19 protein-coding genes are annotated in these 16890 nt (G+C 72.5%); 5 read left to right on the forward strand and 14 right to left on the reverse strand.

Going from position 1 to position 16890, the window contains the following annotated elements:
* Positions 1 to 41: 41 nt before the first annotated feature.
* The 5 genes from MF672_RS31550 to MF672_RS31570 form a co-directional block, all read right to left on the reverse strand.
* The gene (locus MF672_RS31550; RefSeq protein WP_242381365.1) at positions 42 to 584 is read right to left on the reverse strand and encodes a hypothetical protein; all 543 of its coding nucleotides are present in this window, start codon (positions 582 to 584) and stop codon (positions 42 to 44) included.
* The gene (locus MF672_RS31555) at positions 581 to 1843 is read right to left on the reverse strand and encodes a tetratricopeptide repeat-containing protein (protein WP_242381364.1); all 1263 of its coding nucleotides are present in this window, start codon (positions 1841 to 1843) and stop codon (positions 581 to 583) included. Before MF672_RS31555 ends, MF672_RS31550 begins: the two co-directional genes overlap by 4 nt.
* A gap of 121 nt (positions 1844 to 1964) precedes the next feature.
* Positions 1965 to 2447 (reverse strand): SLATT domain-containing protein, encoded by a 483-nt coding sequence (locus tag MF672_RS31560; RefSeq protein WP_242381363.1) that lies wholly within the window; start codon positions 2445 to 2447, stop codon positions 1965 to 1967.
* Positions 2444 to 2926 carry a DUF4231 domain-containing protein gene (locus MF672_RS31565; RefSeq protein WP_247815508.1) on the reverse strand — a complete coding sequence of 161 codons (483 nt, stop codon included), beginning with the start codon at positions 2924 to 2926 and terminating at the stop codon, positions 2444 to 2446. The genes MF672_RS31560 and MF672_RS31565 overlap by 4 nt, the downstream gene beginning before the upstream one ends.
* Positions 2927 to 3306: 380 nt before the next feature.
* Positions 3307 to 4590 carry an MATE family efflux transporter gene (locus MF672_RS31570; protein ID WP_242381361.1) on the reverse strand — a complete coding sequence of 428 codons (1284 nt, stop codon included), beginning with the start codon at positions 4588 to 4590 and terminating at the stop codon, positions 3307 to 3309.
* A gap of 310 nt (positions 4591 to 4900) precedes the next feature.
* On the opposite strand from MF672_RS31570, the gene MF672_RS31575 reads away from it, so the two are divergent.
* From MF672_RS31575 to MF672_RS31585, 3 genes are read left to right on the forward strand one after another with little or no spacing between them, the layout of a single operon-like run.
* Complete coding sequence (locus MF672_RS31575) at positions 4901 to 5314, forward strand: hypothetical protein (protein ID WP_242381360.1); 414 nt, start codon at positions 4901 to 4903, stop codon at positions 5312 to 5314.
* Entirely contained in the window at positions 5311 to 5676 is a 366-nt protein-coding gene (locus tag MF672_RS31580; protein ID WP_242381359.1) for a hypothetical protein, read from the forward strand. Before MF672_RS31575 ends, MF672_RS31580 begins: the two co-directional genes overlap by 4 nt.
* A 10-nt stretch (positions 5677 to 5686) precedes the next feature.
* Complete coding sequence (locus tag MF672_RS31585) at positions 5687 to 6004, forward strand: hypothetical protein (protein ID WP_242381358.1); 318 nt, start codon at positions 5687 to 5689, stop codon at positions 6002 to 6004.
* A gap of 72 nt (positions 6005 to 6076) precedes the next feature.
* On the opposite strand, the gene MF672_RS31590 is transcribed toward MF672_RS31585, so the two are convergent.
* Positions 6077 to 6685: a dihydrofolate reductase family protein gene (locus MF672_RS31590; protein ID WP_242381357.1), complete on the reverse strand. Its 609-nt coding sequence runs from the start codon at positions 6683 to 6685 to the stop codon at positions 6077 to 6079.
* A 227-nt stretch (positions 6686 to 6912) separates the two neighbouring features.
* Here MF672_RS31590 and MF672_RS31595 point away from each other — a divergent pair, with 227 nt between their 5' ends.
* Positions 6913 to 7920 carry a carboxymuconolactone decarboxylase family protein gene (locus tag MF672_RS31595; protein ID WP_247815509.1) on the forward strand — a complete coding sequence of 336 codons (1008 nt, stop codon included), beginning with the start codon at positions 6913 to 6915 and terminating at the stop codon, positions 7918 to 7920.
* A 113-nt stretch (positions 7921 to 8033) separates the two neighbouring features.
* Here MF672_RS31595 and MF672_RS31600 read toward each other — a convergent pair whose 3' ends face one another.
* The 5 genes from MF672_RS31600 to MF672_RS31610 form a co-directional block, all read right to left on the reverse strand.
* The gene (locus tag MF672_RS31600) at positions 8034 to 9446 is read right to left on the reverse strand and encodes an FG-GAP repeat domain-containing protein (RefSeq protein WP_242382097.1); all 1413 of its coding nucleotides are present in this window, start codon (positions 9444 to 9446) and stop codon (positions 8034 to 8036) included.
* A 175-nt stretch (positions 9447 to 9621) separates the two neighbouring features.
* On the reverse strand, positions 9622 to 11544 hold the full coding sequence (locus tag MF672_RS31605) for an alpha/beta hydrolase (protein WP_247815510.1): 1923 nt from the start codon (positions 11542 to 11544) through the stop codon (positions 9622 to 9624).
* Positions 11475 to 11753, reverse strand: coding sequence for a DUF8805 domain-containing protein (locus MF672_RS52525; RefSeq protein ID WP_507161379.1), 279 nt, complete (start codon positions 11751 to 11753; stop codon positions 11475 to 11477). The genes MF672_RS31605 and MF672_RS52525 overlap by 70 nt, the downstream gene beginning before the upstream one ends.
* Positions 11735 to 11869 (reverse strand): hypothetical protein, encoded by a 135-nt coding sequence (locus MF672_RS51530; protein ID WP_302893315.1) that lies wholly within the window; start codon positions 11867 to 11869, stop codon positions 11735 to 11737. The genes MF672_RS52525 and MF672_RS51530 overlap by 19 nt, the downstream gene beginning before the upstream one ends.
* A complete protein-coding gene (locus tag MF672_RS31610) occupies positions 11853 to 12428 on the reverse strand; it encodes a TetR/AcrR family transcriptional regulator (RefSeq protein ID WP_242382099.1) in 576 nt (191 codons plus the stop codon). Before MF672_RS31610 ends, MF672_RS51530 begins: the two co-directional genes overlap by 17 nt.
* A 110-nt stretch (positions 12429 to 12538) precedes the next feature.
* Here MF672_RS31610 and acsA point away from each other — a divergent pair, with 110 nt between their 5' ends.
* Positions 12539 to 14278 (forward strand): acetate--CoA ligase, encoded by a 1740-nt coding sequence (acsA, locus tag MF672_RS31615; RefSeq protein ID WP_242382100.1) that lies wholly within the window; start codon positions 12539 to 12541, stop codon positions 14276 to 14278.
* A 24-nt stretch (positions 14279 to 14302) separates the two neighbouring features.
* Here the strand turns inward: acsA and MF672_RS31620 are convergent, their stop codons facing one another.
* From MF672_RS31620 to MF672_RS31630, 3 genes are read right to left on the reverse strand one after another with little or no spacing between them, the layout of a single operon-like run.
* A complete protein-coding gene (locus MF672_RS31620) occupies positions 14303 to 14551 on the reverse strand; it encodes a phosphopantetheine-binding protein (protein ID WP_242382101.1) in 249 nt (82 codons plus the stop codon).
* Positions 14548 to 15924: a dihydrolipoamide acetyltransferase family protein gene (locus MF672_RS31625; protein ID WP_242382102.1), complete on the reverse strand. Its 1377-nt coding sequence runs from the start codon at positions 15922 to 15924 to the stop codon at positions 14548 to 14550. Before MF672_RS31625 ends, MF672_RS31620 begins: the two co-directional genes overlap by 4 nt.
* Positions 15924 to 16889, reverse strand: coding sequence for an alpha-ketoacid dehydrogenase subunit beta (locus tag MF672_RS31630; protein WP_242382103.1), 966 nt, complete (start codon positions 16887 to 16889; stop codon positions 15924 to 15926). The genes MF672_RS31625 and MF672_RS31630 overlap by 1 nt, the downstream gene beginning before the upstream one ends.
* Position 16890 lies beyond the last annotated feature (1 nt).

The raw sequence follows: 16890 nt of genomic DNA on the forward strand, positions 1-16890 counted from the left end.
GGCGACACGACCGCGTACCAGGGTGTGACTCAGGGATTCCCCTAGGAACAGGGGTCGATGATGTGCAGGCGCTCGTCGCCGGCGTCGTAACCGAGCAGCCGGACCAGGTCCGACGTACCGCCGGCGCCGTCACCCGCTTTGCCGTCCCAGACGACGACCGCGCGCGGCTCGAGGGCGAGATGGTGCGCCAGCCGTACCATCCACTCGTTGGTACGCGCGAACACCTCGTCCCCGGAGCCCGCCTCCTCCGGTAGCACGGCCACGTCGGCGCGCCGGCACAGCCGCTCGAACCGCTCGTGCCAGTCGGTGCCCGGCAGGTCCACCGAGCGGCGCGCGAACTGCTGGGGAGGCAGCGCCAGGCACAGGCGTACCGCGGCGCCGCGGAGCAGGCCCTGCTCGGCGCCGATGATGTCCGCGCCGCGCGCGCCGCCGCAGATCACGGTCGTGCCCGGGCCGACGCCCCATGCGTCGAAGACCGCGCTCATGGCGGCGGTCACCGCGCCGACCAGCTTCTGGGGGAAGCGTGGCGGGGTCCTGCCGGGGACGTCGACCAGGTGGCCGCTCACGATGAGCGCGTCTGTCACTCCCTTTTCGGGGTGCTCAGCCTGCCGAGCACCCTGCGCAGCCGCGATCTGGTCCGCCACCCTCTGGTCACCGCCAAGCTGATCTTGAGGTCCTGAATCGTCGTGTCCAGCGCATGCTGACTTATGCCCCTGGCTTCGATGTCCTTCACCAACTGCCGTGCCAGTTTCACGTCACCGCGGTCGAAGGCGTCGCCGAGCTTGGCGGGCAGCACCCACGGGTCGCCGGTGTTGCGCCGCTCGCTGGCCTGCCAGGCCACTCTGGCGATCTTGCAGATCTCGTCGGCCTGCCGCATGTCGTTCCTGCCACCGCGCAGCCGGTAGAGCCTGGGCAGGTTGGAGGAGGGGTAGTAGTCGTTGAGGTCCATCGTCATGCCCTGTTCGTAGGCGTCGATCGCCTGGGACAGATACTCGCGCCGGACCGCCGCCTTGCGCGCTTCGAACATGAGCTGCTTGTACCTGCCGCCGAGCAGGCCCAGGCGTTCGGAGGTGGGGCCGTGCCGGTCGATGAGCTGGCGCAGCGCCGCTGCGGAGTCCGCGACCTTGCCCGTCTTGGCAAGGGCGAGCTGCTCGCGCTCCATGACCGGCGGGTACTGCTGGAACTCGGGCGGCAGGCTGTGGATGTAGTCCAGGACGTCTGTCCAGTCGAGGTTGTCCTGGATGAGCTTGAGCAGTTCGAGCATGACCGACTGCCGAACGACCGGCTGGGCGCCGTACTCCTCGACCAGCGCGCGGGTGCGTTTCGCGCGCTCCTGGTCGTTCCTGGTCAGCTGGATGGCGGCGGCCTCGATCTCGAAGTCGTACAGCGGGCGTACGATCGCGCTGAACGGCTGCAGCTGGGCGGTGTCGAGGTCGGGGTAGCCGGGGATGGCCTCGTACACCGGCGACGATCCCCGCAACAGCGGGCCCAGTTGGCCGCGCAGGCTGGCCTTGGCCGCCTCGGCTGCCGCGGCGCCGCACCTGCCGTCCGTCAGCGGGTACGCGAGCCGCCGCATCTGGCGCAGGTCGAAGAGCGGATCGGCCCACGACGCGGCGATGAGCACGCAGCCGTCGCGCTTGGCGGCGTGGCGGACGCCCACCTCGTAGTACACATTGGAGTTGTCCAGCGACACGTCGGCGATCACGGCGTCGGCCAGCGCCAGCCGCTGGATCATCTCCACGATCACCAGTGCGCCGAGGTCTCCGTCGGCCCTGACGGCCTTGAATCCCAGCTCCTCCAGCAGGGGTTGGTGCACGTTGCGCCACAGCAGGTCGAAATCCACTTCCGACGGGATGCCCGGACCTGCCTTCCCGGTGGGCTTCCTGTCGAACGGCATGACCATGAATGCCACAGGCTGATTTCTCATCGCCTCTACCTCCATGCCGGCCGCGCCGGCACCCGGTTCAGGGCGCGTCTTCAGGGACGGGCTCGGCGCTCAGCGGGAGCGTTCCTTCCTTCTGGAGCATGAGCTGGCCCCATTGACCGTTCTCCGTACGGAGAATCTGCTCGACGCGCTCGATCTGCTCACTCACGTCGGCGTCGGAGGCCGCGGCGTCCCAGTCGATGGCCGCGGCCCGCAGGCTGTGCGCCGCGTCGGCATACAGCTTGTGCAATTGCGCGAAGCCGATCAGCGCCTCGAACGCCGTGACCGCGCCGGCCAGCGCCGCCAGGACGGCGGCCGCGACCCCGCAGGCCGCTCTGCCGGTGCCCGAGGTGAACTGTCCCGCTGCGCCGACCAGGGCCGACAGGAGCAACAGCACGTTGCGCACCATGACGGCCTGGCGGTGCGCGCCTTCGTATTCCTCGCTCCGCCGCTCGTAGAAGCGGCTCTGCTCCTGAATGCGCAGCTCCCGGTAAAGCGCACGGAACTGCGCATCTCGCTTCATTCTGGCTCCGTGTTGGACTCGATGGCGAGCACGGCGCGGCGGAGCGCGATCTCCCTGTCCTCTCCGGCGAAGGAGCCGGTTCTGGACAGGTAACGGAAATACTGCGCCCGGAGCCGCTCGGCCTTCACCCGGCGGGAAAGGTAGGAGTCCAGAGTTTCGCTCTCATGCGCGTATCTGCTGCTGGCGGCCAGCGCCACCCCGACGACCACGACCAGGATCGAGGGCCAGCGCTGCTCGGGCAGCACCGCCTGCAGCCCGCCCAGACCGGCGATGAGCGTTGACCCGAGCAGGATGAGGACCTGCTGGCGGCGGTAGCGGTTCTGGTCGCGCAGGGCCTTGCCGTCGTACGCGGTGAAGGCCGGGGTGAGCTCGCGATCCAGCACCTCGAAGTCGTCGACCAGTTCCGGATATGCCGCCCGTGTCTCGGAGGGGATCACCGGCCAGGAGGTGACCGATGCGCGGAAGGCGGGAAATCGCATCAACAACCGTGGCCTCACGTCTGCCTCCTGCGGCGGGGGAGTGCCGGCCTCGTGGCAGACGAAATGTATGAGAATTCCGGGGAGGCGGCAATGAAGGGCGGGTTTCGGAAAGGCGGGGTAAGGGCATCGTCCACGCCGTTACCGTGCGTGCCCCGCCGCTCGTGTGAGGCTCCGCCATGTGAGGTGAGCAGGACCATGAACTTCCGGGCGGCAGCTCAGACATGGTGCGGTGCGGACGGTGACGGTGAGCGCGGCCGGCACGAACGCCGAGGCCGAGGTAGTCCGCACAGTCGCCTGGCTCCGCGCTGCGCGCTGCACCAGACGGAAGGACGCGTCGGTGGAAGCGTACGACTGGCCAGACCAGGCGCCCCGGTCGTGCCTCAGCCGGTCGTGGTGGCTGCCTGGGCGGTGCCGCCCCTGGCCGACAGTCTCCGTATGTGCCGTACGGCGACGAGCGGCACCGTCACGCCGATCAGGTTGCAGTACGCCACCGCGGCGTAGAAGCCGTCCGCGCTGCCGGCGGCGTGTGCCGCCGCCGCGCCGACCGCGACGATCAGGCCGAAGTAGACGGCGTTGAGCGCGATGGCCCGGAAGCCGCCGCCGGTCTCCTCCATGACAGTCAGCGAGGCGAGCACGGGCCCCTGGACGGCGTACGTGAGCGCCACCGCTCCCAAGTATGCGGCCGTGGCCGCGGCCACCCCGGCGTCGCCGCCCATCAGCCGCGCCAGCGGGTCGTGCAGCGACCACACCAGTGCCGCGATCACCACGTACGTCATGACGGTGACCTCGATGCCGCCGCGCATGGTTTCCCGGATGCGCCGCCATTCGCCCGCGCCGCGTTGCTGGTTGACGATGATCGCGGTGGCCGTGCCCAGGACCATGCCGGGCAGCAGCACGACGTTCTGCAGGGTGGAGACGACCGTGAACCCGGCCACGGCGTCCTGCCCGTAGCTCCCGAGGACGCCGATGACCGCGAGGTTGTACGCGGAGAGCACGAGGAAGGACAGGGCGATGGGCACGCCGATGCGGCGCAGGCCGGTGACCACCTCGCGCCGCCAGATCCGGGCCGCCGGCGGATGCCACAGCTCGGTGCGGCGCAGCAGCGCCAGGCCCATGGCCAGGCCGGTCAGGCCGGCTGCCGCCTCGGCGACGGGCACCGCCGCGATCCCTAGCCCGGCGCCGAGCCCGAGGCCGGCCACGAGGCCGATCCGCACGCCCGCCGTGCAGATGACCAGGACGGTGGCCCGCCGCACGTGCCCGTAGCCGCGCAGGCTGGACGCGCACAGCTCCCCTCCGGCGGTCAGCAGGGCGGCGGCGGCGGTCCAGCGCAGGAAGGAGGCGAACGGGTCGCGCAGCTCCGCGTCCACGTGGAGGAGCCCGGTCAGGGAGGGGGCGGCGACCGCGAGGACCAGGTACAGGGCCGCGCCGAGCCCGAGCCATACCCGGGCCAGGCCGGCGGCGGTCGCCATGACGTTCTGGGGGCGTCCGGCGCCCTTGCTGATCGCGGCGGCGACCTGGTTGCAGGCCGAGAAGCCCACGCTCAGGGCGAGAACGACGAGACCGACAGGCTGATACAGGGAACGCACATAAACGGCCTCTCCTCCCATGCGCCCCAGAATGGCGACGATTCCGAGCTGGGCGGCGAAATTAAGGAAGCCGGCCACGAAAAGGGGGAGAGCGAGAGCGGAGATGGTTCGCCGGACTCCCCGCCTTTCTGCTGAAGAAAGCAGGTGGGCCTCCTCGGGGGTGCGTCGACCTGTGCGACGGTAGCGACATTCGTTGAGGAATGTCCACAGCGGGGCTCATTCATTCAGGTCCGGTCCCGGAGCGATTTGGCGCGCGCATTTGTCCCATGCGGACGGCATTCGTCGTGCTGCCGCGCCCGGCAACCCCCGAAACCTGGGGATGTCCGCGAGCGGGGCCCCGATCCTACGGTTGGAGCGTTCCAGTCAAGAGCTCCCCGAGGGGACGATCATGAGTTTCCTGTCACGCGCCCGCGGCCGCGTCCTGGCCCTCACCCTCGCCCTGCCGGCAGCCGTCCTGCCCGGCGTGGCACCGCCCGCGCTGGCGGCGGCGGCCAGGGCCGACCAGAACTACGTCGTGGAGGTGCAGAACTACTCCAGCCAGGGCTTCGACGAGATGGTCCTGGCCGTCAGCCGCTTCAGCAACCCCGCCCCCGAACTGATGAGCCGGCCGGGCGTCCCGCCGTTCACCGTCGTCTCCTTCGACCTCGGCCCCTGCGGCGACGTCCGGCAGTACGCGGTCAGCGGCCTCGTCGGCGGCGAGCGCCTGTTCACCACCGGCGACGTGGACGGCGACCCGATCGGCTGCAACGACGTCATCACCATCGGCGACCGCACCGGCGCCCTGGCCGGGAACGCCCGGTGAGGCGGGCCACGGCCGGGCTCGCCCTGGCCGCCACCGCCGTCGTCGGCGCCGTCTGCCCGCCCGCCGCCCCCACCCCCGCGCACGCGGCGGACCGGCCCTACCGGATCGAGGTGATCAACCATTCCGGGTTCGGGCTCGACGAGGTCCGGGTCGCCTACACCACCCGCTCCGACCCCGCCGTGCGGATGCTCGGCCAGCGCCGGGTGGGTCCCGGCGCGACCGCCGCGTTCGAGCCCGCCGGCTGCGCCGACCTGGCCCGCTTCGCGGCCAGCGCGTTCATCGGCACCCGCGAGGTGCTGCACACCTCCGACCTCACCCCCGACGCCGACTGCCTGACGCAGATCGAGCTCACCCGTACCTGAAGGAGACCTCATGCGCCACCTGCTCGCCGCCCTCGCGGCCCTGCCCCTCGCCCTGCCCCTGACGCTGCTGCCCGCGCCCGCCGCCCACGCCGCCACCGGCGAGTTCTTCTTCGAGACGGGGGCCGGGCGGATGCTGCGGCTGTTCAACCCGCCTTCCGGCCGGTGCATCCGGCTGCCCGACGCCTCGCCCGCGGTCGCCAACCACACCGACCGGACGGTCTCGCTGTGGATGTCCGACCACTGCACCGACCCGCTGTTCAACCTCCCCGCCGGTGAGAGCTGGCGCCGCACCGAACGCGTCTACGTCCGCTCGGTGACCTTCGCCTGACCGCCGGCGGACCGGCGGGCCCCGGCGCCCCCTCCGCGCCGGGGCCCGCTGCCGCGCAGCGTGCCCGCGCCGTCAGGCGACCGAGCCGTAGGACGGCTTGCCCGCCCAGGAGTAGCTCACGTACACCACGCCCGCGCCGGTGGTGCGCGAACCGGTCAGCCTCAGCCCCGCCGGCGTCGTGCCCGGCGCGAACAGCCGCTTGCCCTCGCCCAGCACCACCGGGAAGATCAGCAGCCGGTACTCGTCCACCAGCTCCGCCTCCTGCAACGATCCGATCAGGTCGCTGCTGCCCTGCACCAGCAGCTCGCCCTCGGTCTCGCGCTTGAGGTCGGCGACCGTCCGGGCCGCCTCGCCGACCAGGACCCGCGTGTTGCGCCAGGTGGCCGTCATGGGCGTGCGGGTCGTCACGTACTTCGGCATGCTGTTGATCTTCGCGCCGCCCTCCTCGTCCGGCACGTCCGGCCAGTGGGAGGAGAGGATGTCGTACGACCGGCGGCCCAGCAGCAGCCCGTCGGCGCGCTCGAACACCTCGCCCATGATCTCGTTGAACCCCTCGTCCACGAACGGCGGCAGCCATCCGCTGTGCCTGAAGCCGTTGGAGTCGTCCTCGCCCGGACCGCCCGGGGCCTGCATCACGCCGTCCAGCGACACGAAAGCCCCCACGACCAGCTTGCTCGCCATCTCGCCACTCCTTGCTGCTGTCTGCGTCGTTCCTGACGTGCTCGCAGCCTGCCGCAGGGCGTTTAAGAAGTCCTTACGACATTCCTACGCCCGCCGTCGTAGCCGGGACCGGCCGTACCACGGCGGGCGCACGACGCACTGCCTCCGGCCGGACGACGACGCCACCGCCGCCCGCCCGCCACGATCGAGGTCCCGTCACCTCCAGCGCCGTGGAAAGGCGAACTCCCATGCCGACCCTGGTCCGTCACGTCACCCCCGTTCCCCGCGCCGCCGCCTCCGGCCTGGTCGCCGAGGTCTACGCGCAGGTCGAGGCCGAGTTCAGCAGCATCGGCCCGGCCGTGCTGATGACCTCGCCCGCGCCGGAGCTGATGGCGGCCGGCTGGTCGCTGATGCGTGAGGCGCAGCTCGCCGGTGACGTCCCCGTCCTGGACAAGGCCCTGGTCGCGCTCGGCGTGGCCCAGGCCAACGAGCTGGACTACGACGTGCAGGCGTTCCTCGCCATCCTGCGGCTGCTGGGCGAGGACGAGCTCGCCGACGCGGCCGGGCACGGCCGCCCGCCCGCCGATCCGCGCCACGCGGCGCTGCTGACCTGGGCCAGGGCCACCGCGACGGGGCCGGTGGCGGCGCCGTTCCCGGCCGCGCAGGCCGCCGAACACCTCGGCACCGCCCTGTTCGGGCACTTCGTCAACCGGATGGCCGCGGCCATGCTGCCCGCCGGGCTCACTCCCGGCTCGATGGACCCCGGCGACGAGCCCGCCTTCGACGGCGCGCCCGTGCTGCGGGGCATGCGCGAGCCGCTGGCACCCGGGGCCACGTTGCCGCTGCTGAAGGGGCTGCCCGCCGGGCAGGAGCCGGCCTGGGCCGCCGGCCGGCCGATCGGGGCCGCCTACGCCGCGCTGGCCGCCGGCGCGGCGCAGGGCGCGGGGCTGCTGAGCCCCGCCGCGGCCGCGACCGTCACCACGGCCGTCGCCGCGCACCGGGGCCGCCGCCGGGCCCGCGGCCCCTGGCTGGAGCAGGCCCTGGACGGGCTGCCCGAGCAGGACCGCGCCGGGGCCCGGGCCGCGATCCTGACGGCGCTGGCGCCGCAGGACCTGACCGACGCCGACGTGGCCGCCTGGCGGGCCACCGACCGCCGCTTCAGCGACCACTGCACCGTCTACCTGCTGGCCTTCGGCGCGATGGCCGCGGTCGGCCACCTCGCCGACGACACCGCCGCCGCCCTGTACGGCACCTGACCCGGGCGAACGCCGCCCCCGGCGCGCAACGGCCGCCGAGCCACGACCAACCGAGAGTCAGGGCCCGGAGCGGCTTCAGGAGAGCCCGAGGCGCCGGCCGCGGGCGCGGCCTGTCAGTGCAGGATGACGGCGCCGAGGCGGGTGGAGGCCGCGGTCAGCCCGATGTCCTCGGCACGGACGAGCTGGGCGGTGGACGGGACGCCGCCGGCCGTGCCCTTCATGATCGCGAGCATGCCCCGGCCCTCGTTCTTCCCGGGTACGCCGGCGATGAGCTCGCCCTTGCCGTCGCCGTCGAGGTCGAGGATCGACACCCCGTAGCCCATGAGGTCCTCCGCCACGGACTGCTCGCCGATCGGGTCGGCGGCGGGCGCGCCGCCCGGGGACGCGACACCGTCCTGGCTGATGATCCGCGTCGCCGAGACGACCGGGCCGGACGGGGAGCCGGGGACCAGCGCGACCGCCCCGGCCAGGAACCGGCCCGACACCTCCGCGCCCGGCATGCCGACGGCGAGCTCGGCCGCGCCGTCGCCGTCGAAGTCGCCGGTGGCGAGGGTCGTCAGGGTCGCGGCGGTGGTCTGGAGCCAGGTGAGGTTGCGGGCGCTGAAGCCGGGCCGGTACATGCCTCCGCCGTACTTGTCGCCGTACCAGGCGTTGATCGTGCCGGTGCTGGGCGTGACCATGATCAGGTCGCGGTGCCCGTCGCCGTTGACGTCGCCGAGCGCCAGCTTGGAGTCGTTGCGCGGGCAGGCCAGGGTGCTGGTCTCGGGGAAGGCGCAGGCTTGCGGGCCGCCCATCACGAAGGGGTTGGCGGACGGGTTGCGGAGGTCGTCGAGGTACCACAGGTACGGGTTGTCGGCGGCGGCGCGGTCGGTGCCGATCACCATGGCCTCGGCGATGCCGTCGTTGTGGATGTCGCCGAAGACCGCCGACGAGACCGTCAGATCCCGGGTCGGGCTGGTCCTGTACAGCTCGAAGGCGTTGCCGTTGTGACGGCCGCCCAGACTCGGCCAGCCGTTGCTGGGGTCGCGGTAGATGCCCAGGACGTCGGGCTTCGGGTCGGCGTCCTCCTGGACCACGCTCAGCGAGGAGCGGTACGTCTCGCTCTGGTAATGCTGACGGGTGATGCCGTACGTCTGCGACCAGGAGTAGGTCTGCAGGTCCGCGCTGCCGGTGGAGACCAGGTCCGGCCGGCCGTTGCCGTCGAGGTCTCCCGCGGCCAGCGCCGTGCCCCATTGCCGGCACTCGCCGGACGGCGGGATGTAGCAGGCGCTCTCGGGACGCAGGCGCTCCACGCCGGTGAACCCGCCGGGGCCGCCGTACAGGACGGCGATCAGGCCGCTGTGGCGGCTGGTCCACGGCCCGGGGTAGCCGGGGCTGCCCACGGCCAGGTCGTTGTAGCCGTCGCCGTTGAAGTCGGTGTTCAGCGCGAGCGGCGCCGCCGCCCGCGCCGGGGCGGTCGCGGCGGTGAGGGCGGTGAGCGTGACGGCCAGCGCCGCCGCCGACCGGCTGATCTTGTCGATGCGCATGCGGGCAGGATGCGGATCACCTCTTGCGGCCTGGTTGGGCCTGACTGGTATGTACGGGCACGCGGCTTCGTGTCCGGGGCCCGCGGGAGCTCTGGAGTCGCAGGGGGCTGCCGGGACGGCGCGTACGGCCCGGATCCTCGCAGGGTCGCGGGAAAACGGCACACCTCCTGGTGTGTCACTCGGGCGGGGCCAGCAGGCGGACGTCCGGTTCGCCGCTGATGGTGAGCAGCGATCCGCCGTCCGCCGTCCGCCGTTCGGTGAGTCCGGCGTTCTTGACGCCGACGACGAGGCGCCGGCCGCCCGCGGAGAACACGAACGTGGGAATGCGCCCGATCGTGAGGGGCTGCCGCTTGGACAGGACCGCCGAGAGCGCGTCGGAGAGCATCGTCGGGAAGGCGCCGACGAACTCGCTGAGGCTCCGGTCGAGCCAGCGTGGCGTGTTCCCGAAGTCCAGTTTCGCGCTGAAGCCTTCGACGCCGGTAAGGCGTGCCCGCAGTTCGTTCGCCGCGGAGACCTCCGCCCGGCCCCGGACGGTCCCGGTGAGCGAGCCGGAGGCCGACCACGATCCCAGGTTCTTCGCGCGGAGGCGGGCGCGGACCTCCGTGGTGATCGTGCCGCGGATCTCGCCGGTGTGCCCGGGCACGAGACCGAGGGTGATGCCGGTGACCTTCCCCTCGTACGCGGCCTTGAGGGTGATCTGACCGATCAGGAGCCGGACGGTCCTGGACCAGGTGCCGCTGACCGGGTCGATCAGGGGGACGAGCTCGTCCACCAGCTTGCCGAGCAGCTCCAGGTCGGCTCCGGCGAACAGGCGTCCTTCCGGCCATTCCTCGTCGAGCGGGGCCGGGCCGGCGGACTTCGGCGCGACCGCTGTCGTGACCAGCAACCTTCCCATGCCCGAGGCCAGGGCAGGGGGAGAGATCCAGAAGTGGCCGTGGCCGACCGGAGGTATCTTGATGGGCTTGAGGACCGAGGTCCGGATGAGGTCGGCGAGGTACGGCGCGAGGGCCTTGTCGAGGATCTCCGAGAGAGCCGGCTCGTCGCTGACGCCGATGGTCAGCCTCTCCAGACGGGGGCTGACGATGCCGTCCGGGTCGACGGCGAGCGCGAGGCCGGCCCTGAACGCCGCCTTGAGGGCGGTCGGATCCCGGCCGCCGGAGTAGTGGAGGGCCACGGCGACCTGATCCGCGCGGATCTGCAGCACGGCCCCCAATGTCGCCTCGCTGAACGACACGCTGGGGGGCTCGGCGAACTCGTACGCGATGTCCGTCAGAAAGCCCAGGTGCAGGTCCTCGACGTGGAATTTCCCATGGAACAGCTGGTCGTGCGCACAGCGGTCGGCGAGCTCGATGTACCGGACCAAGGCGGGCTCATCGATGCCGATGACGCCGTTGGGAACCGCCATCTCCTGACCTCCCTGCTTGCGGGGCTCGCCGGAGGCGGGCGCAGCGCTTTCATTGCACGGAGCAGCGGACAGGTCAGGTAGAGGCGAAAGTCGCGACAATGCCGCCGGAGGCCTCGTCAGGGGGCGTCCTGCGACAGGAAGCGGCTGACGAGCCGGTCGTAGCGCGGGCGGTCCACGTTCCACGCCTCCGTGTGCTCGCCCTGCGCGAACGGCTCGAACTGGATCCGCCACCCCAGACGCCTGCCCGCGCCGGCCAGACCCCGCGCCTCCTGGATCGGATGCTCGGCGTCGGGGACGGTGTGGATCAGCAGAAGGGGCGGCCGGACGCGGGGCGGCGGTCGTCCGTACGTCGATCATGGGCGCGTCCATGATCACCTGGCCGACCAGGCCGGCCGGCGACCTGCCCAGGAACTGCCCGATGACCTGACCGCCCATCGAGGTGCCGTACAGGACGAACCGCCGCGCCCCCATGCTCTGCGCCTGGCGCAGGGCGGCCTCCAGGTCGCGCCATTCCAAGTCGCCCAGGTGCAGCAGTCCGTCGGGTGAGGGCGGCGCGCCTTCGTCGTTGCGGTAGCTGATGTCGAGGAAGGGCAGCGCGAGCCGGTGCACGACGGGCAGGATCTTCAGCTCGGCCTTGCGCCGCCCGTTCCGGCCGTGGACGGCGACGACCCAGGTGGCGCCCTTGCCGGGCACGTACCAGGCGGGGGCGGGCCCCAGCTCGGTGGGCACCCGGTGTAGCCGATTCCCCACGCCACCTCGGGATCGCCGGCAGGCGTCACCCGGCCGGGAGCGCTGGACACGACGTCGCCGAGCATCGCGTACGAGCCGCTCCATTCGAGCCAGTACGTGCCCGGCTTGGCGGTCTCGGGCGTTCGCGCGAGCGTCACCAGGTCGCCCCGCACGGCGAGTACCGTGGCGTTGCCGCCGCCATGACCAGGACGACGACCAGGACGACGACCAGGGCCAGGCCCGCCGTCCACGCCCGTCTCGTCCAGCGCCGTTCACATCCGGACGCCATCGAAGATCCTCCTCACCGTGCGCTCGCACAACCGGCGGAAGCCGTCCTCGTCCAGGCCGACGCGGCCGCCGAGGTGGAGCTGCACGAGCCCCTGGACGGGCGAGGTCAGCGCCAGGGTGACCTCCAGGGGGTCGTCCTCGCGCAGGAGCCCGTCGCGCATCCCCTCCTCGACCAGCGTGACGAGCTTGCCGAACGGCGACCCACCGCCTTCGAAGCCGTCAGGGAAGCGCCGGGCCCGCTCGCGTCGATCGGTCATGAGGAACGTGTACAGATGCGGCTGTCCCAGGGCGAAGTCCAGGAAGTCCGTCAGGAGGCCGAGCACCCGTGCCTCCCAGGGGCCGTCCGGCGCCCGGTTGCCCCAGCCCTCGCTGAGGGCGCGGAACGCCCGTTCGGCCACCCCGTCGAGCAGCGCCTGGCGGTTCGGGTAGTGCTTGTAGGCCGCCATGGGGGACACGCCGGCCAGGCCGGCCACCCGCCGCATGGTCACGGCCGCGGCGCCCTCGCTCACCAGGACGGCCTGCGCGGCGTCCGCGATCTTCTCCGCGGTGTTCGACGTCATCACGGTGTACGCGGCGCGGGCGGATCAGCGGCGGGAAGGGGCCTTTGGCCTCTACGGCGGCGTGGGGCGCGGGGTGTGCGCTGAGGATGCTCCGATCGGACGGTGACATCATGATCATTCACAAGCCCCGCCATCCGGCCGTGCCGCCGGAGTTGCCGGACTACGAGACCGCGCGCCGCACGTTCACCTGGCCCCCGGCCACCGGCGTCAACATCGCCTGGCAGGCGGTCGACCGGCACCTCGGCACCCCGGCCCGGGACCGGGTGGCCCTGCGCTGCATCGGCAGGGACGACACCCTCACCGAGCTGACCTACCTCGACCTGCACCGGCGGACCGCCCGCTTCGCCAACGTGCTGCGCGCGCTCGGCGTGGGCCGGGGCGAGCGGGTCTTCACCCTGCTCGGCCGGGTCCCCGAGCTGTACGTCACCGTGCTCGGCACGCTGAAGAACCTCAGCGTGCTGGCCCCGCTGTTCTCCGCCTTCGGCCCCGAGCCGATCCGCGAGCGGCTGCACCTGGGCGACGGCCGGGTCCTGGTCACCACGCCGGCTCTGTACGCCCGCAAGATCGCGCCGATCAGGGACGCGCTGCCCGGCCTGAAACACGTGCTGGTCACCGGCGACGGCCCGGCGCCCGAGGGCACGCTGCCGCTGGCCGGGCTGATGGCGGCGGCGAGCACCGCGTTCACGATCCCGGCAACCCAGGCCGAGGACATGGCGCTGCTGCACTTCACCAGCGGCACCACCGGCAAGCCGAAGGGCGCGGTGCACGTGCACGGCGCGGTGACCGCCCACCTGACGACCGCCCGCTACGCGCTCGACCTGCGGCCCGGCGACGTCTACTGGTGCACCGCGGACCCGGGCTGGGTGACCGGCATGTCCTACGGGGTCATCGCCCCGCTGGCGCTCGGCGTCACCATGGTCACCGACGCGGGCGAGTTCGACGCCCGCCGCTGGTACCGGACGCTCCAGGAGCAGCACGTCACGGTCTGGTACACCGCCCCCACCGCGCTGCGCATGCTCATGCGGCACGGCAAGGAACTCGCCGCCGGGTACGACCTGTCGCACCTGCGCTTCATCGCCAGCGTCGGCGAGCCGCTCAACCCCGAGGTCGTCCTCTGGGGCCAGGACGCGCTGGGGCTGCCCGTGCACGACAACTGGTGGCAGACCGAGACCGGCGCCATCATGATCAGCAACTACGCTTCCATGGACATCAAGCCCGGCAGCATGGGCCGCCCGATGCCCGGCATCACGGCGGCGCTGCTGGAGCGGGGGGAGGACGGCCGTGCCCGGGTGACGGACGGCCGGGTGACGGTCGTGACGGAGCCCGGCGCGGAGGGCGAGCTGGCGCTGCGGCCGGGCTGGCCGTCGATGTTCCGCGGCTACCTGGGCGATCCCGGCCGGTACGCGAAGGCGTTCGCCGGCGGCTGGTACCTGTCGGGCGACGTGGCCCGCCGCGACGAGGACGGCTACTTCTGGTTCGTCGCCCGCGCCGACGACGTCATCAAGTCCGCCGGCCACCTGATCGGGCCGTTCGAGGTCGAGTCGGTGCTGATGGAGCACCCGGCGGTGGCCGAGGTGGGCGTGATCGGCACGCCGGACCCGGTGGCGGGCGAGCTGGTCAAGGCGTTCGTCACGCTCAAACCCGGCTACCAGCCGGGTGAGATCCTGCGCAGGGACCTCGTCGCGTTCGCTCGCACACGGCTCGGCGCGGTCGCGCCGAAGCAGATCGCCTTCGACCAGCACCTGCCGCACACCCGCAGCGGCAAAGTCATGCGCCGCCTGCTCAAGGCGCGCGAGCTGGGGCTGCCGGAAGGGGACACCTCCACGCTGGAGGACGGCGGATCCAGGTGACCGCGACGGCCGGTGGCCGCGCGCTCACCTCGGCCCGGCGGCGGCGATGAAGGCGGCCGCGCCGGCGATGGTGCTCACCTTCGGGTAGTCGTCCTCGTCGACGCGCACGCCGCCGGTCTCGCTGAGCACCTCGACGTAGCTGAGGAAGTCCAGCGAGTCCAGCTCCAGCGCGTCGCGGAAGTCCGTGTCCGGGGCGAGGGCGGCGAGGTCGGCCTCGGGCGCGATCTGCAGGAGGGCGTCCTGGACGATCTCCGTCGCTTGCTGCGGGGTCATAGCTCCTCCGGGTGGTTGAGCAGCCGGTCGACGGCGGTCAGGAACCGGCCGCCGGTGTAGCCGTCGCTGGCGCGGTGGTCGGCCGCGAGCGTGACGGTGACCAGCGGGCGGACGCCGAGCAGGCCGCCGACCGCCCACGGCCGCTCGGAGATCCGGCCGAACCCGACCAGGGCGACCTGCGGCGGGTAGATCACGCCGTGCACCGACTCGACGCCCTGGTCGCCGAGGTTGGTGACGGTGATCGTGGCCTCGGTCATCTCCGAGCCGCGCAGCCGGCCCGTACGGGCGCGGCCGACCAGGTCCTTCATCGCGGCCATGAGGTCGGCGAGGTCGCGGTTCGCGGCGTCGTGCAGGGCGGGCGCGATCAGGCCGCCGTCCCTGAGCGAGATGGCCACGCCCAGGTGCACCGCCTCGCCGGGGACGAAGGCGTCGTCCCGCCAGAAGCCGTTGAGCTGCGGCACCTCAGCCACGGCCCGGGCGGCGGCCTTGAGCAGCAGCGCGGCGGGCAGGATGCGCCGGGGCACGGGGAGCTGCCGGTTGCGTTCGCGCAGCCAGGTCAGGGCGGCGCTCAGGTCGGTCGTGGCGGTGAGGTAGTAGTGCGGGATCTCGCGCTTGGAACGGCTCATCGCGCGGGCGATGGCTTGGCGCATCCCCGGTCGGGGCCGCGCCCGGGCGGCCGCGGTGGGCGCGGGGGGCGCGGCCGCGGTTCTGCGGACGTCGTCGGCGCGGATCGCGCCGGTGCGGCCGGTCGCGGTGACGGTCCTCAGGTCGACGCCCAGCTCGGCGGCGAGGCGGCGGGCGAGGGGCGAGGCCTTGATCCGGGCCGGGGCAGGGACCTGGGCCCGGGTTTTCTGGATCCGGGTCTTCTGAATCCGGGTCTGGGGCGCGGCCGAGGGTGCGGCGGGCTTTCCGGCGGGCTCTCCCGCGGTGGCGCGTTCGAGGTCGGCGCGGGTCACCCGGCCGCCCGGCCCGGTCCCGTGCACGGCGGCCGGGTCGAGACCGCGTTCGGCGGCCAGGCGGCGGATGAGCGGCGTCATGGCGGGGACGTGTTCGGGCGACGGCCCGGGAACGGGTGCCGCCCCGGCCGGGGGAGCCTGTGCCGGGGGAGCCGGTGCCCGGTGGCGGGCGGCCGGCGCGACCTTCTCGCTGATCACGGCCAGCGGGGTGCCGACCGGCACGCGCTCGTCCAGGCCGACCAGCAGCCTCTCCACCACGCCCGTGTGGAACGACTCGACCTCGATGGTGGCCTTGTCGGTGTCGATCACCGCGATGGGCTCGCCCCTGACGATCGTGTCCCCGGGCTTGACCAGCCACTCGGTGACCGTGCCGGTCTCCATGTCGGCGCCCAGCGAGGGCATCAGGAACTCGGCCATCACGAGCTCACCGCCCGCCGCGCGGCCTCGACGACGGCGGGCACCTGAGGCAGCGCCGCCTCCTCCATGTGCCTGGCGTACGGGATCGGCACCTCGGCCGTGCAGACCCGCTCCACGGGGGCGTCCAGCTCGTAGAAGGCGCGGTCGGCGAGCCGGGCGGCGATCTCGGCGGACAGGCTGCCCGACCGCCAGCCCTCGTCCACGATGACCGCCCGGTGGGTCTTGGCGACCGAGGCCACGATGCTCGCCTCGTCCAGCGGGCGCAGCACCCGCAGGTCCACGACCTCCGCCTCGATGCCGCCGCCGGCCAGCTCCTCGGCGGCCGACAGCGCCTTGTGCAGGGTGCCGCCGTAGGCGAGGAGCGTGACGTCCCGGCCGGGACGGCGGACGGCGGCGCTGACGATGTCCACCTTCTCCGTGCCCGGCTCGCCCGGGACGTTGTAGAGCGAGCCGTGCTCGAAGATCAGCACCGGGTCCGGGTCGGCCAGGGCGGGCGCGAGCATCCAGCGGGCGTCGGCGACGGTGGCGGGCGCCAGGATGCGCAGGCCGGGGATGTGGGCGTACCAGCCTTCGAGGCTGTGGGAGTGCTGGGCGGCGAGCTGGCGTCCCGCCCCGGTGGTCATCCTGATCACCAGCGGGACGTTGAACTGGCCGCCGGACATGTGCAGGATCGTCGCGGCGTTGTTGAGGATCTGGTCGAGCGCGAGCAGGCTGAAGTTCACCGTCATGATCTCGACGATGGGCCGCATGCCGCCCATGGCCGCGCCGATGCCGGCCCCGACGAACGCCGACTCCGACAGCGGCGTGTCCCGGACGCGCTCCGGCCCGAACTTCTCCAGCAGGCCGAGGCTGACCGCGAAGCAGCCGCCGTACATGCCGACGTCCTCGCCCATGAGGAAGACCCGCTCGTCGGCGAGCAGGGCCTCACTGATGGCCTCGCGCATCGCCTCCCGGTAGGTGGTCATG

Source organism: Actinomadura luzonensis, assembly GCF_022664455.2.
GTDB lineage: Bacteria > Actinomycetota > Actinomycetes > Streptosporangiales > Streptosporangiaceae > Nonomuraea > Nonomuraea luzonensis.

Excerpts from the sequence above, each read along its gene's own strand:
- acsA (WP_242382100.1), top strand. The coding sequence starts at position 12,539 with ATGATCATTCACAAGCCCCGCCATCCGGCCGTGCCGCCGGAGTTGCCG.
- MF672_RS31620 (WP_242382101.1), bottom strand. The coding sequence starts at position 14,551 with ATGACCCCGCAGCAAGCGACGGAGATCGTCCAGGACGCCCTCCTGCAG.
- MF672_RS31565 (WP_247815508.1), bottom strand. The coding sequence starts at position 2,926 with ATGCGATTTCCCGCCTTCCGCGCATCGGTCACCTCCTGGCCGGTGATC.
- MF672_RS31590 (WP_242381357.1), bottom strand. The coding sequence starts at position 6,685 with ATGGCGAGCAAGCTGGTCGTGGGGGCTTTCGTGTCGCTGGACGGCGTG.
- MF672_RS31585 (WP_242381358.1), top strand. The coding sequence starts at position 5,687 with ATGCGCCACCTGCTCGCCGCCCTCGCGGCCCTGCCCCTCGCCCTGCCC.
- MF672_RS31610 (WP_242382099.1), bottom strand. The coding sequence starts at position 12,428 with ATGACGTCGAACACCGCGGAGAAGATCGCGGACGCCGCGCAGGCCGTC.
- MF672_RS31575 (WP_242381360.1), top strand. The coding sequence starts at position 4,901 with ATGAGTTTCCTGTCACGCGCCCGCGGCCGCGTCCTGGCCCTCACCCTC.
- MF672_RS31595 (WP_247815509.1), top strand. The coding sequence starts at position 6,913 with ATGCCGACCCTGGTCCGTCACGTCACCCCCGTTCCCCGCGCCGCCGCC.
- MF672_RS31625 (WP_242382102.1), bottom strand. The coding sequence starts at position 15,924 with ATGGCCGAGTTCCTGATGCCCTCGCTGGGCGCCGACATGGAGACCGGC.
- MF672_RS51530 (WP_302893315.1), bottom strand. The coding sequence starts at position 11,869 with ATGGCGTCCGGATGTGAACGGCGCTGGACGAGACGGGCGTGGACGGCG.
- MF672_RS31560 (WP_242381363.1), bottom strand. The coding sequence starts at position 2,447 with ATGAAGCGAGATGCGCAGTTCCGTGCGCTTTACCGGGAGCTGCGCATT.
- MF672_RS31600 (WP_242382097.1), bottom strand. The coding sequence starts at position 9,446 with ATGCGCATCGACAAGATCAGCCGGTCGGCGGCGGCGCTGGCCGTCACG.
- MF672_RS31630 (WP_242382103.1), bottom strand. The coding sequence starts at position 16,889 with ATGACCACCTACCGGGAGGCGATGCGCGAGGCCATCAGTGAGGCCCTG.